12 protein-coding genes are annotated in these 12,814 nt (G+C 33.4%); 4 read left to right on the top strand and 8 right to left on the bottom strand.

All coding sequences use genetic code 11. The features are described from left to right. Positions 1-135: 135 nt before the first annotated feature. From ACFX5E_RS04295 to ACFX5E_RS04280, 4 genes are all read right to left on the bottom strand, one after another. Positions 136-795 carry a hypothetical protein gene (locus ACFX5E_RS04295; protein WP_379853938.1) on the bottom strand — a complete coding sequence of 220 codons (660 nt, stop codon included), beginning with the start codon at positions 793-795 and terminating at the stop codon, positions 136-138. 83 nt (positions 796-878) lie between these two features. Continuing rightward, a complete protein-coding gene (locus tag ACFX5E_RS04290; protein WP_379853937.1) occupies positions 879-4,319 on the bottom strand; it encodes a hypothetical protein in 3,441 nt (1,146 codons plus the stop codon). Positions 4,320-4,484: 165 nt separating this feature from the next. Further along, positions 4,485-5,738, bottom strand: coding sequence for an aspartate kinase (locus ACFX5E_RS04285; protein WP_379853936.1), 1,254 nt, complete (start codon positions 5,736-5,738; stop codon positions 4,485-4,487). A 28-nt stretch (positions 5,739-5,766) separates the two neighbouring features. Beyond that, entirely contained in the window at positions 5,767-6,273 is a 507-nt protein-coding gene (locus ACFX5E_RS04280; protein WP_379853935.1) for a GNAT family N-acetyltransferase, read from the bottom strand. A 255-nt stretch (positions 6,274-6,528) separates the two neighbouring features. Between ACFX5E_RS04280 and fbp the strand changes: the two genes are divergently transcribed. Next, complete coding sequence (gene fbp / locus ACFX5E_RS04275; protein WP_379853934.1) at positions 6,529-7,548, top strand: class 1 fructose-bisphosphatase; 1,020 nt, start codon at positions 6,529-6,531, stop codon at positions 7,546-7,548. Positions 7,549-7,596: 48 nt separating this feature from the next. Here fbp and ACFX5E_RS04270 read toward each other — a convergent pair whose 3' ends face one another. Then, positions 7,597-8,025, bottom strand: coding sequence for a TerB family tellurite resistance protein (locus tag ACFX5E_RS04270; protein WP_379853933.1), 429 nt, complete (start codon positions 8,023-8,025; stop codon positions 7,597-7,599). 178 nt (positions 8,026-8,203) lie between these two features. On the opposite strand from ACFX5E_RS04270, the gene ACFX5E_RS04265 reads away from it, so the two are divergent. From ACFX5E_RS04265 to ACFX5E_RS04255, 3 genes are all read left to right on the top strand, one after another. Then, a complete protein-coding gene (locus ACFX5E_RS04265; RefSeq protein ID WP_379853932.1) occupies positions 8,204-8,797 on the top strand; it encodes a HupE/UreJ family protein in 594 nt (197 codons plus the stop codon). A gap of 4 nt (positions 8,798-8,801) precedes the next feature. Beyond that, on the top strand, positions 8,802-9,233 hold the full coding sequence (locus ACFX5E_RS04260) for a deoxycytidylate deaminase (protein ID WP_379853931.1): 432 nt from the start codon (positions 8,802-8,804) through the stop codon (positions 9,231-9,233). Positions 9,234-9,476: 243 nt separating this feature from the next. Beyond that, on the top strand, positions 9,477-11,054 hold the full coding sequence (locus ACFX5E_RS04255) for a S41 family peptidase (protein ID WP_379853930.1): 1,578 nt from the start codon (positions 9,477-9,479) through the stop codon (positions 11,052-11,054). Between the two features lie 51 nt (positions 11,055-11,105). On the opposite strand, the gene ACFX5E_RS04250 is transcribed toward ACFX5E_RS04255, so the two are convergent. The 3 genes from ACFX5E_RS04250 to ACFX5E_RS04240 all read right to left on the bottom strand — a co-directional run bounded on the left by ACFX5E_RS04250 (position 11,106) and on the right by ACFX5E_RS04240 (position 12,727). Continuing rightward, on the bottom strand, positions 11,106-11,855 hold the full coding sequence (locus tag ACFX5E_RS04250; RefSeq protein ID WP_379853928.1) for a lysophospholipid acyltransferase family protein: 750 nt from the start codon (positions 11,853-11,855) through the stop codon (positions 11,106-11,108). Between the two features lie 61 nt (positions 11,856-11,916). Beyond that, positions 11,917-12,522, bottom strand: coding sequence for an FAD-dependent oxidoreductase (locus tag ACFX5E_RS04245; RefSeq protein ID WP_379854122.1), 606 nt, complete (start codon positions 12,520-12,522; stop codon positions 11,917-11,919). 1 nt (position 12,523) lies between these two features. Further along, the gene (locus ACFX5E_RS04240) at positions 12,524-12,727 is read right to left on the bottom strand and encodes a hypothetical protein (RefSeq protein ID WP_103999027.1); all 204 of its coding nucleotides are present in this window, start codon (positions 12,725-12,727) and stop codon (positions 12,524-12,526) included. Positions 12,728-12,814: the final 87 nt, after the last annotated feature.

The raw sequence follows: 12,814 nt of genomic DNA, 5'->3' as shown, positions 1-12,814 counted from the left end.
ACTAGCGGATTATTTATATTTGTAAATCATTACCAAACTATTAAGTTATCTATTTATTTTGGTTCTTTTTAGGTTCTAAATAAAAAGAGACTGCCATTTTTTTGACAGTCTCTTTTTTTGGTTTTTGAGGTAAATTTATTCCTGGATATAGGTTTTGTTACCGTTTGAATTGATGTAGTATTTTCCTCCTCGTGGACCCGTATACACTTTTTTGCCGTTATATTCTCCGGTAACTCTATCTGGTACTTTCGGAGCTTTTTCATTAGTTTCTTTAAGTTTTGCTGCAGGTTTTTTAGTTTTGGCAGTGGTAGTTTCTTTTTTAATTTTCTCCGCCTTCTTTTGCGTTTTAATAGCTTTTTCATTGACCTCTGCAGCTTTTGCTTTTGAATCGCTTTTTGCTTTCGCTGCTTTGTCTTTACTTTCTGTAGCCATAGTTTTCACGTTGCTTTTTGCTTTAGCAACCTTTTGCTTCTCTTCTTTTGCATTTGCTTTTACGTCACTTTTCGCTTCAGCAACTTTCTTTTTGGCCTCTTTAGCTTGACTTTCTGCTGTGGCAGTTTTGTCTTTTGCTTCCGCTTTATCTTTAGCTTTCAAGTCGCTTTTTGCTTTCGCAATTTTCTCTTTTGCTTCTTTAGCTTTACTTTCTGCTTTTGCAGTTTTAGCTTTCGCTTCCGCTTTGTCTTTCGCTGCTTGCTCTATTTTGGCTTTAGCTTTTTTCTTTTCAGCGGCAGTTTCTTGTCCGTAAAAGTTTCCGGATAAAATAATTACAAAAAATAACAACAATAATTTTTTCATGACGTTAGTTTTTAAAGTTAGAATTATGGAGTCTAATTATTAATAAATTTAGTAATTTTATTCTGAATAATTAAGTTAAGTATCTAAAAGTAAGCTCTTAACTGGATACTTCCAGTGTGAATAGTTTGACTGGATTCGCTTTTTCGGCCTTGGTAGTTTAAATTTATGTCTAAGAATTGTGTCAAGTTTTTCTGAAGAAGAAATCTCCAAGTCAAGTTTTGGCCGGTTTGAAGTCCTTCCAACATTTGAAAACCTACGGACGAAAACTCATTTCCAATAAATTTATTTTGATAAAAAGATATTTCGCCATTCATGGTAAATTTTTTATCGCTGGCATAAGAAAAGGAAGTTCCTAAGCGATTTTGTAATAATGTTTCTAAATTTCCAATTTGGTTTTCCTTGTTTTGCAATTCATAAAATAAATCGCAACTGGTGTTTTTAGAAAATAAATAGCTGATTTTTGGAGCTAACTGATATCCATTTACTTCATAATTTTTTTCAAGAAAATTTTCTGATGCAATTGAGCTTTGAATTGTTTTTCCAAAAAAATTGAACAACCAACTTTTCTTGTATAAATGAGTATATTGAAGCTGATGCGAGCTGTTTTTGGCTTCTTGAGAACCTATCGATAATAAATTTTTTGTTTGATTTTGCAGATAAGAATAGGTGATGGAATGATTTTGTTTACCACGATTGTAAAACAAACTATTTCTAAAACTGGAATTTAATCCTAAGACATTTTCATCCGAAGAACTAAAAGGATTTAATTCGAAATTATCGCCTTCGCTTTTTGTTTTTCGGTCGATTATAAATGCCGTTTGGTTATAAAAATAGGATAGCAGTTTTTTTAATCCAAGTTCGTTTTGCCATTGATTTGGGTTTAGTGTAACCGATTGCGAAAACTTATTTTGATGTGTTTTTATATAAATTCGATTGGGCAGGAAAATTCTAATATATTTAGCCTGATCTATAAATGGTGCGATTTCAAACTCTTGTAATTCCTGAATTCCATTGGCATTATAATCATTCCAAGTATACACTCCCTGACCTGCAGGAACTTCCAGATAAGTAAATTCCTGTTGAGGAATACTTCCTGATATGGTTTCGTAAACGGTTGTGGTTTGAATTAATTGATTAAAAAAACGATCGGTGTATATCATTCTGGAGTTCAAGGAAGACTCTCTTTTTTTAGTGGAATCTACAAAATCCAATTTTCTGTAATTTATATAAATTGACAAATCACTTTTGTTAGTTTGAATCAATTTAGACTTCAAAAAATAAGTGTGTGAGCTATTTACTCTTTGCAAAACACTCCCGATGTTTCGGGACTGCAAACTGTCATTTTTTCGGTTTAAATAGCCCAACTCTACGAAAACTTTAGTGCTGTCTCCACGACCTGCGAAAAAGCCATATTCTGTAAATCTTTGGCTTAAAGCCGAAAATTGATTGGTAGTTTTATCTTTTTCTTGATTGTCCTCCAATCGCAAACTGCTTCCAATCCAGTTTTTATTATAATGATACCGAGTTTGGGCTTGATTTCTAAGGAATTTGGATGAAGATACCAAGGCGTCACTTTTCATAAAACTTCCTTGGTTTTGTACTGTCCAATTTTTCAAACGTAGTAAACCGTTTAGAATGTGTCTGCTCCCAGAAAAACTTTTAGAAAAATCCAGTTTTTCAAATTGATAGGTCAGCAATCCTCTATTTTGAGAATTCTCTTTTTCATTCAAAATAAAATTTAAGCCTGAAACCAAAAAACTTTGATTGCCAATTGCGGTAGTTCCCAGATTCCAATCTCTGTCAAATTCAATAGTATAAAGTCGTTCAACTGACCTGAAATCTTTCTGTACAAATTGATAATTGGCAAAAGCATCAATGTTCCATTTTTTTGAAAACAAGCGTTGTTTTGCATTTATTTTTCCTGCAAGACCTTTATTATTGCTGTCATCTATGGCAGAGAACAAATTCTTGTCATTGTTACTAACTCCTATTTCAAAATCAACGGCTGTTTTTTCTGTGGGTTTGTATTTTCCTATGAAGGTGGCGACTTGGATTTTCGTAGGTGCTACTAATTGAATTACGGGTTCATAATTTCCTTGCGGAAAGTCGTTTGGCTCAATGTATTCGTAAATCCTACCATTAACCCCCGAATTTGTCAAAATATAATTTCCTTTATTTGCTCCAACAAAACTAAAGCTAACGTTGAATAATTCGTCTTGAGGATTATTTGAATATTCGAAGATTTCTTTAGTATTGACAATGGTTTTTTTATAGAGCACTTTGTTTTCTGAATAGTTGTCTGGATAAGCAGAAGGCGCAACCATCAGATCCGTATTGTCTCCTGAATTTACTAATATTTGTGCCTGTTCCTTAGAGAGATTTTGTTGTAAAGGTTGGTTTTTCAAATCATTTTCTGAATATAAAGAACTGCCAAAACTCCATTTTTCATTTTCATGAGTGGCTCCGACGTAAGTAATAAATCGAGTGTAATTTCTATCCGAATATTGGTATTCTATCGCAATTCGCATTTCGGAAGTAATAGTAAAAAGGGGCGTAAATACGATTTCTCCCGCATTGTAATCAATGGTGTAATCATTATTTTCTCCTCGTTTCAACAAAATTCCATTTACATAAACCCGCTCTGAACCGGAGATAACAAGAACATATAATTCACCATTTTGTCCTTTTAGTTTATATGGCCCCTGATTGCCTTCTTGTCCTGTAAAATTACTTTTGGCATATTGCCCTTTGACAAGTGCCGCCGATGCAAAAACATTGGTTTTACTGTCTTCCGTTCCAAAGTCGAAACTGGTTGCCAGCCCTTGTACTTTTTTATTAAAATTCAGGAATTGTGTTTTTTTATTTTCAAGAAAAATATCTCCGGCTCTGATATTCCATTTGTCGCTGAATATCTCCATGAAGACATTGTCGAATTGATCTAGTTTTTGGGAATAACCTCCATTTTGTAGAGGGATGTTGCTGTCTTGCAAGGAGGCTCTAAGGCTGACTTTTTCGGATAGTTTTCCGGTGATTTGTAAATCTAAATTTGAATTTAAAACAGTATTCTGATTGTTGCCGATAGTTACTCCACGGGTGATACTTCCAGAAGTATTTAATCCGTCAAAAGGAATATTTTTTTTCTCCGCTTCCGGCTCAATTTTATATAATTTTCCTGAAGCGGCTTCGTTACTTACCACTCGACTTGGATCGTAAATGCGGTATTCCCTAGTCAGAATTTCAGGTAGTTTGAGATAATTAATCGTTAAGGAATCAGAAGGAGTTAGATAATTTTCGTTAAGAAATAAGGTGGCTTTTTGAAAGTTTATCTTATAAAATGAAGTGTCAATCGATTTGCCATTGGCGTCAAGCAATTCAAAAAAATTAGAATTGATACCTTCACTTTCAAGATGGATTGTATCGCGAGAAGCAAGTAATTTTTTGGTTTTGTATAATGAATTGGTTTCCTGGGCCTGCAGTCCAGAAAAACAACCGATGGCCAGCCAGAAAAGTAATTTTTTCAACATAAATACAATAACTCGAAAGCATCAAAAGTAGTATTTATAATTGTGAAATCGGCGGTTGTGATTTTTTTGATTATTGAGAGTCAGAAAGTGATTTTTAGAACGGTATATAAATGAAAAATGGAAGCCGTAGTGGGACTTCCATTTTTCTGGTAAGAAATATATAACTTATTCTTTGGTAATTACTTGCATAGTATCCCGACTCACTTGTTTTAACAAAACTATTTTATCTTTTTCAACGGTTTGTGCCGCATTATCATTGAAATGTCTAATCGTGTATAAAGTAACATTCTCGTCAAAATCGACTTTAAATTTTTTAGACAAAATCGCATTTAAGGCTTTGAAATTGCCAAATTTATCTTCCACACAAACTGAAAAACTAATGGCAGAATTCTGAATTAAGTTTACCTTGATTTTGAATTGGTGAAACAAAGCAAAAATTTCGCTGATATTTTCTTCCATAATGAAAGAGAAATCTATCGAGGAAAGCGAAATCAAAAGTTGGTTTCTTTTGACAATAAAACAAGGTAAATAAGGCTCTAAATCAGCACCTTTGGCAACCCGAGTTCCCGGCAACAATGGGTTTGTAAACGACTTTACAAACAAAGGAATTTCCTTTTTTTGTAAAGGCTGCAAAGTTTTTGGGTGAATAACGGTAGCACCGTAAAACGCTAATTCGATAGCTTCACGATACGAGATTTGATTAAGTAAACTCGCGTTTTCAAAATATCTTGGGTCAGCATTCATAACTCCCGGAACGTCTTTCCAGATCGTTACACTTTCTGCATTTAAACAATACGCAAAAATAGCTGCGGTGTAATCAGAACCTTCACGGCCTAAAGTGGTGGTAAAATTATTTGCGTCAGAACCCAAGAATCCTTGAGTTATGTTCAAAATTTTTCTTTTTACATTTTTGGAAATATTTTTTTGTGTCAATTCCCAATCTACTTCCGCATCTCTATAATTGGCATCAGTTTTTATAAAATTACGCACATCCAGCCATTGTGTTTTTATTCCCATAAAACTCATGAAATGGCTTAAAATAGTGGTCGATATTAACTCACCGTAACTTACAATTTGGTCGTAAACAAAATTATAATTTGGAGATTTATTATGAGCCAAAAAATATTCTAAATCAGAAAATTGGATATTTACAGCATTGAAAACTTCGTTTTTTTCGTCTTCAAACAAATCCATTAAGATTTGATTGTGGTATTTTTTTACTTCTTGAACCGAAGAATTTAATTCGGCCGATTTTTCGAAATAATTTTTAATGACCACTTCCAGCGCATTTGTAGTTTTCCCCATAGCAGAGACCACCAAAAGTACGTCTTCATAACCTACTTTTTGTAAAACGTCATAAACATTTTTTATTCCTTCGGCATCTTTAACAGAAGCGCCACCAAATTTGAATACTTTCATATTTTTTTAAACAAAAATTTTTCTAATTTTATTTCAACCTATTATCTACGAAATAGTTGATTCCGTCTTCATCCATCTGTGCCAAATACCAATTTTTCAGCACTTTTGCTCCTGATTTTTCATAAAAGTCGATTGCCGGTGTATTCCAGTCCAAAACATGCCAGTCAATTCTTCGAACATTATCTCTTTTGCCCTGTTTAATAATTTCTGAATACAAAGCATAGCCTAATCCTGTGCCTCTCATCTTATCTTTTACCACTAAATCTTCCAGATGAATTATTTTTCCTTTCCAGGTAGAATAACGATAATAATATAAAGCAATACCAACTATTTGCTTCGCCTGTTCGCTATCGCTCGGGTCGGCTTCAACTTCGGCTACAAAAACATGAAATAAAGGAGTGGTACCAAAACCATCGCGAACTAAATCATCGACAGTTACAAGAACTGCATCTGGTTCTTTTTCGAAGTCTGCTAATTCTTGAATAAGGCCTAAAACGGCCGACATGTCTTCTGGTTTTCCTTTTCTAATGTTCATAGTGGAATGTATTTATTTTTTTGGAATATGGAATTTGCATAATTTCATAGGAGTTAGCATTAACCACCTACATTGCTCATTTCATAAATTTTTATTTTTAATGTTTTCAATTGATCAAAATAAAGCTTTTTAGATTAAAATTCGGCAATTTTTAAAGCAAATATACAATAGTGATAAACTAAGTAAATATTATTCAAATCATTTTCACAAAAAAACCGATATTTGTGACTTCAAAATAACTACAACGATTTCGTAATGGAAGAACGCAACAAAACACTAGGTGAGTTTATCATCGAAAACCAAAATGCTTTTCAATATTCTTCAGGTGAATTATCCCGAATTATCAATTCAATCCGTCTGGCTGCTAAAGTGGTCAACTATAAAGTCAATAAAGCAGGACTGGTTGATATAATTGGTGCTGCCGGGGAACAAAATATTCAAGGGGAAGACCAGCAGAAACTGGACGTATATGCCAATGAAGTTTTTATCCAAACTTTGATAAATAGAGAAATTGTGTGTGGCATCGCTTCAGAAGAAAATGACGACTTCATCACTGTAGAAGGAAGCGACAAAAGCCACAACAATAAGTATGTAGTTTTAATGGATCCTCTTGATGGCTCATCAAATATTGATGTAAATGTATCGGTAGGAACAATATTTTCTGTTTATAGAAGGGTAACTCCAATAGGTACGCCGGTGACAATTGAAGATTTTTTACAACCAGGAATTAATCAGGTTGCTGCTGGATATGTAATTTATGGAACGTCAACAATGTTGGTTTATACCACTGGACATGGGGTAAATGGGTTTACGTTAAATCCGGCAATTGGGACATTTTATTTGTCTCATCCGAATATGCAATTTTCCAAAGATGGGAATATTTATTCTATCAATGAAGGGAATTATGTTCATTTTCCACAAGGTGTAAAAGATTATATTAAATATTGTCAGCTGGAAGAAGGCGAAAGACCTTATACTTCGCGTTACATAGGGAGTTTAGTTTCTGATATCCATAGAAATATGATAAAAGGCGGAATATATATTTATCCTACAAGTTCTAAAGCTCCAAATGGGAAATTACGTTTGTTGTACGAATGTAATCCAATGGCTTTTATCGTAGAACAAGCGGGTGGAAAAGCTTCGGATGGTTTTGGAAGTATAATGGAAATAATGCCAACGGAATTGCATGAACGGGTTCCTTTTTTCTGCGGAAGCTATAATATGGTAGAAAAAGCAGAGGAATTTATGCAAAAAGCAAAATTAAGCAAGTACTAAAATAAGAAGTATAAAAAAAGCTTCCGCCAATGGTGGAAGCTTTTTTGTTTATGAATGTTTCAACATTTCGGTGACAAAAGTGTCTAAATCTACTTTTTCGTCTACCAATATCATCGCTTTCTCAATGATGTAGTCTGCATTTTCAGGAGGAAAGCCTAACGCTAATCCAATTTTTCTCAACAAAAGATCTTGCTTATCTCCTAGGTGGTGATCTACATGGACCATTCGTGCTAAATCGAACAAACGCTCTAGTCTTTGCTCATGCAAATAAGGAGGGTTGATAGGATATTTTAATGGGTTTTCTAAAATTTCTGCATATTCTGCCGGAGAAATTTCTAGTCTTAAAGCTAGTTTGTCCAAAAACGCTTTTTCTTCTGGAGCAAATTTTCCATCGGCAAGTGCCACACGAACAATAGCTGAAAAGTGACCTTTATTTCTTTGTTTAAATTCGCTATCAAATAAATCTGAAAATGACATAATTATAATTTTTTATCTTACAAAGATAAATCTATTTTTAAATTTATTGATTTTAATTTTCTTATTAATTTTCTTTTATGGAATTTAACTTTTTAAGGGATGATTTATTTCTTCAAATCCATCATTTTCAAAATTAATCGTAAGTTTACAGCCCCAATCTCAACCAAATTATTTACCTATGTCAGAATTTTGGATTTATTTTCAAATAGGATTAAAGCATGTTTTGGATATTCATGCTTACGATCATGTTTTGTTTTTAATAGCTTTAGCCGTTCCTTTCTCTTTCAAGGATTGGAAACAAATAGTGTTATTGGTGTCAATGTTTACAATAGGGCACACTTTGGCTTTGTTATTATCCATATTTGGAATAATTGCCATTAAAGTAAATGTGGTAGAGTTATTAATTCCCATAACCATTTTAATAACGGCTTTGTTTAATCTTTTTACTGCTGGGAAATCAAGTAAAAAAGAGAGTATAAATCTGGTATTTTTCATCACGCTTTTCTTTGGGATAATTCATGGTTTGGGTTTTTCAAATTATTTCAAATCAATTCTGGGCGGATCTCCCAGTTCGAAATTAATACCTTTAGGAGAATTTGCATTGGGAATTGAAGCAGCTCAAATTGTAGTCGTTTTTGTAGTTTTGATTCTATCTTATATTGTACAAACTGTTTTCCGATTTTCTAAAAGAGATTGGACTTTGGTGATGTCCGCATTTATAATAGGAGTGGTTCTGCCAATGATAGTAGATAGTAAAATTTGGATTAGATAAAAAAATGGAATCAATAAAATTAAATAAATACGACAAAGCTTATCTTAGAATTGCAACAGAATGGGGACTTTTATCCTATTGCAAAAGAAAACAAGTGGGCGCAATCATTGTAAGAGACCGTATGATAATATCTGACGGATACAATGGAACTCCGTCTGGTTTTGAAAATTGTTGTGAAGACGAGGAAGGTTTAACACGCTGGGATGTTTTGCATGCTGAAGCAAATGCTATTCTGAAAGTGGCCAGATCCACTCAATCATGTGAAGGAGCTACCTTGTATATTACGCTTTCGCCTTGTAAAGAATGCAGTAAATTAATTCATCAATCAGGGATAAAAAGAGTGGTGTATCATAATGGATATCGTGATGATTCCGGAATTCAGTTTTTGATTAAAGCTGGAATAGAAGTAGAGCATATTCCAATATTAGAAGAATAACAAAGTTGTATAAACGGCATATGGATTGACTAGATAAGCAATAGAAATGCACATTAGAGTCATTGTCCAGATAGTTTAGACGATTTTAATTACCCAATGTGATTTATATTTTATTTTTTGTTGTTAATAATTAGATAATTAATGAAATTGACTGTGTTCTATTGTTTAATTTTATGGTTTTTAAAGGCCTAATTTGATATAATATAAGTGCGCATGATACCATTAATTGACAATCTAGCTTAAATGAAAATCGATAATAAATACCTGCCTATAATTATTGGTGTGACTCTTGCTTTAGGAGTTGTCCTGGGCGATGCATTAAATTTCCGTAACCAAAATCAGTTTTTTGCAAATAACAATTCTAAAAATAAGTTGAATAAACTTATTGATTTTATTGATAACGAATATGTTGATAATGTAAACACAGATTCAATTGTAAATCTGACGGTTGACAATATTCTGGCAAAACTGGACCCTCATTCCGTATATATTCCACCAAGTGAGCAAGCGGAAGTTATTGAAAGCATGAAAGGCGATTTTGTAGGTATTGGCGTAAATTTTTATATGTACAATGATTCCGTGGCTATAATAAAACCCGTTGAGAATGGCCCTTCGGCAAAAGCGGGAATAAAAGCGGGAGATCGGATTTTGTATGTTGATAAAACAAAATTATACGGACGAAAATTGCCTAATGACAGTTTGTTTGCTAAATTAAAAGGAACTGTAGGTTCCGAAATAGAACTTACGGTTTACAGGAAATCAGAGCATAAAAAAATCAAATTAAAAGTAAAGCGAGATGTTATTCCTTTAAAAAGTGTTGATGTATCGATGCTGTTGAAGAATAATACCGGTTATATAAAAATAAATCGATTTGCCGAAACTACTTATGGTGAATTCAATGCCGGTCTTTTAAATTTGAAACGGCTAGGTGCAAAATCATTGATTATAGATGTTCGTGACAATGGCGGAGGTTATATGGAAGAAGCAATCGCTATTGCCGATGAATTACTGAAAGACAAACAATTGATTGTTTTTACGAAAAATAAAAAAGGCAATACAGAGAAAACATTTGCAACAGAAAGAGGAAGTTTTGAAAGTGGAAATGTATTTGTGCTAATCAATGAAAATAGTGCGTCTGCCAGTGAAATCTTAGCAGGAGCCATTCAGGATAATGACAGAGGAACAATTGTTGGTAGACGTTCCTTTGGAAAAGGATTGGTACAACGCGAAATGGATTTTGATGATGGTTCCGCAGTTCGATTGACAATTGCAAGATATTACACACCAACGGGTCGCTCGATTCAAAAACCGTACTCAAAAGGCAATGAAGCCTATTTTAAAGAATCGGATGGGCGATTTGAAAATGGAGAATTGTACAATAAAGACAGTATAAAAGTTTCTGACACTTTGAAGTTTAAAACTAAAAAAGGTAAAATTGTATACGGCGGCGGCGGAATCGTTCCTGATGTTTTTGTGCCGCTTGAAGTGGAACATGGCAGTGAGAGTACGGCTTATTTGTTACAGTCAGGCATTGTTGGTCATTTTGTTTTCGAACAATTAGATGAAAATAGAAACGCTTTTAAAGGGTTGAGTTTTCAGCAATTCATATCTAAAATGAATGCGACCGATTTGTATTTTAATTCTTTTCAGAAGTATATTTTCCAAAACGGATTAGATTTAAAATTTGGCAAAAGCAAGTCCTTGGTAAAACGATATCTTACTGCTGAGTTTGCGAGACAATTATATGGAGAAAAATATTATTATGAAATTGTATTGAAAGAAGATGCAATGATTAAAGCAGTTTTTAAAAATGAAAAGTAAATAAATTCGCAATTGCTTTTTAGGAATGTCATTTTAATCTTAAAGTAACAACTAATTTTCACTGTCCCAATCTTTTCTATAGCGCAGTAGTTCTTTATCTATAATGCTTTTAGACGTGTTCAATAAATAAGTGGCATCTTCAGAATGAATTGCCGGAAAAAAAGTGATTTTGATTTCAGTAGTCCATTTTCCAAAACATTTTAAAAAATGAGGAATAAAAGTGTCGTTGCCAATAAACGCATCTGTTTTTTCTTTGTAATCAATGGCTATAGGAATAACTGCAGCTTTAATTTTTGTTGCCATCACAAATGAACCATAATTGAAATCTACAGTGGTTGGCAAATCATCTGTTGTGCCTTCTGGAAAATTAATGATAGAATATCCTTTTGCAAGAGCCTCTCGAATTTTTTCGGCTGTTTCTTGTCTGCTTATTGAGCATTTTCTGTTTACAAATAACACCCCTGATATTTTGCAGATGTAACCAATAAGTGGCCACGATTCCACTTCTTTTTTTCCTACAGGAAAAGCATGTATATGATTAACAATGACGATTGGGTCAAAGTAAGAGCGATGATTAGCTACAATTAATCCTTGTACTTTCGGTCTTTCTCCATAAACGATGGTGCGTATGCCTAAAATATAATTAGACACTCTTATCAAAAAATCGCGTAATTCAAGCGCTTTCTTGGAGTTGGTTTCTTCACTCCTAAAGAAACGCAGGAAATAGAAAATCAAGGAGAAAAAGGAAACAAATACTATAAAAATGATAAGTCTTGCCAGGCCTAATAAATGTGATAACATATAAACATTTTAATAAAAATGTAAATCTACTGTTATTTTTAGTTATCCAAGCCGAAATCTACTATCTGATGCTATCGTGAGAATGAGTTTGCACGCCTCCATTCCATAAAGTAAGAATATCGGTAGCGACCGCAGCGCCGCTTCCGGCAGCAATGGCTAGCTGGCTTCTCCAACCTGCTAAAGTTCCTATAACATAAATTCCTTCTGCAACTTTATGGTCGTTGTTTCTTAGCTGAATTCTTTGTTTTTCGGGAAGTGATTTTTGGTGCGGTTCTATATATTCCATCAGACCTTCAATCGCAAATGTATTTGCCGAACCAATACCTATAACAACAGTCTTTGTTTTATAAGTGTTCTTGTTTGTAGTAACTATAAATTCCGGAAACGCTCCCTCGATTTTCAGCACTTTTTCATTTGGAATTTGTGCGACATGAGGATAGGTTTCGGAAAGATGTTGAATACTTTCTGTCAATAAATGAGATCCTAATTTACCTGAAGCGATTCCATATGCATTATTGAAAAGTGCTTCTTGAAGCGAGGATGTTTTTTGGTGGGTGAAAATGCCAATCTTTTTATCAATGGCAAAAGGTTTGTTTTTGGCTGAACCTAAAACAAGCACACATGACATTCCGGATACGCCACCGCCTACAATTAAAATGTCAAACATGTTAGAATTTGCCATTCATTTTTTCTTCAATTTTTTTAGACATTCTAAAAATCAAAAGAATTAAAACGGCACATAATGAAGCTGCAACACCTATAATTGCATATAGACTATTGCCCTGAAATGGATGGCTAAAATCAAGTAAAGTAACATTAAATATGATTAAAGCTAGGGCTAAAAACACGAGTATGTTAGTGAAGATTTTCATGATATTTTTTTGTTTTTTTAATTAAAAATTTAAGATTTTTTATTTAAAAAATTATTTTAATAAAAATCAAATATTTTTATGCATTGT

It is taken from the genome of Flavobacterium xylosi (assembly GCF_042787345.1).
Lineage (GTDB): Bacteria > Bacteroidota > Bacteroidia > Flavobacteriales > Flavobacteriaceae > Flavobacterium > Flavobacterium xylosi.
This window is presented reverse-complemented; position numbering and strand designations above follow the sequence as displayed.

What these genes read in the sequence shown, in the direction of transcription:
- ACFX5E_RS04295 (WP_379853938.1), bottom strand. Translation starts at nt 795, where the DNA reads ATGAAAAAATTATTGTTGTTATTTTTTGTAATTATTTTATCCGGAAAC.
- ACFX5E_RS04290 (WP_379853937.1), bottom strand. Translation starts at nt 4,319, where the DNA reads ATGTTGAAAAAATTACTTTTCTGGCTGGCCATCGGTTGTTTTTCTGGA.
- ACFX5E_RS04285 (WP_379853936.1), bottom strand. Translation starts at nt 5,738, where the DNA reads ATGAAAGTATTCAAATTTGGTGGCGCTTCTGTTAAAGATGCCGAAGGA.
- ACFX5E_RS04280 (WP_379853935.1), bottom strand. Translation starts at nt 6,273, where the DNA reads ATGAACATTAGAAAAGGAAAACCAGAAGACATGTCGGCCGTTTTAGGC.
- fbp (WP_379853934.1), top strand. Translation starts at nt 6,529, where the DNA reads ATGGAAGAACGCAACAAAACACTAGGTGAGTTTATCATCGAAAACCAA.
- ACFX5E_RS04270 (WP_379853933.1), bottom strand. Translation starts at nt 8,025, where the DNA reads ATGTCATTTTCAGATTTATTTGATAGCGAATTTAAACAAAGAAATAAA.
- ACFX5E_RS04265 (WP_379853932.1), top strand. Translation starts at nt 8,204, where the DNA reads ATGTCAGAATTTTGGATTTATTTTCAAATAGGATTAAAGCATGTTTTG.
- ACFX5E_RS04260 (WP_379853931.1), top strand. Translation starts at nt 8,802, where the DNA reads ATGGAATCAATAAAATTAAATAAATACGACAAAGCTTATCTTAGAATT.
- ACFX5E_RS04255 (WP_379853930.1), top strand. Translation starts at nt 9,477, where the DNA reads ATGAAAATCGATAATAAATACCTGCCTATAATTATTGGTGTGACTCTT.
- ACFX5E_RS04250 (WP_379853928.1), bottom strand. Translation starts at nt 11,855, where the DNA reads ATGTTATCACATTTATTAGGCCTGGCAAGACTTATCATTTTTATAGTA.
- ACFX5E_RS04245 (WP_379854122.1), bottom strand. Translation starts at nt 12,522, where the DNA reads ATGTTTGACATTTTAATTGTAGGCGGTGGCGTATCCGGAATGTCATGT.
- ACFX5E_RS04240 (WP_103999027.1), bottom strand. Translation starts at nt 12,727, where the DNA reads ATGAAAATCTTCACTAACATACTCGTGTTTTTAGCCCTAGCTTTAATC.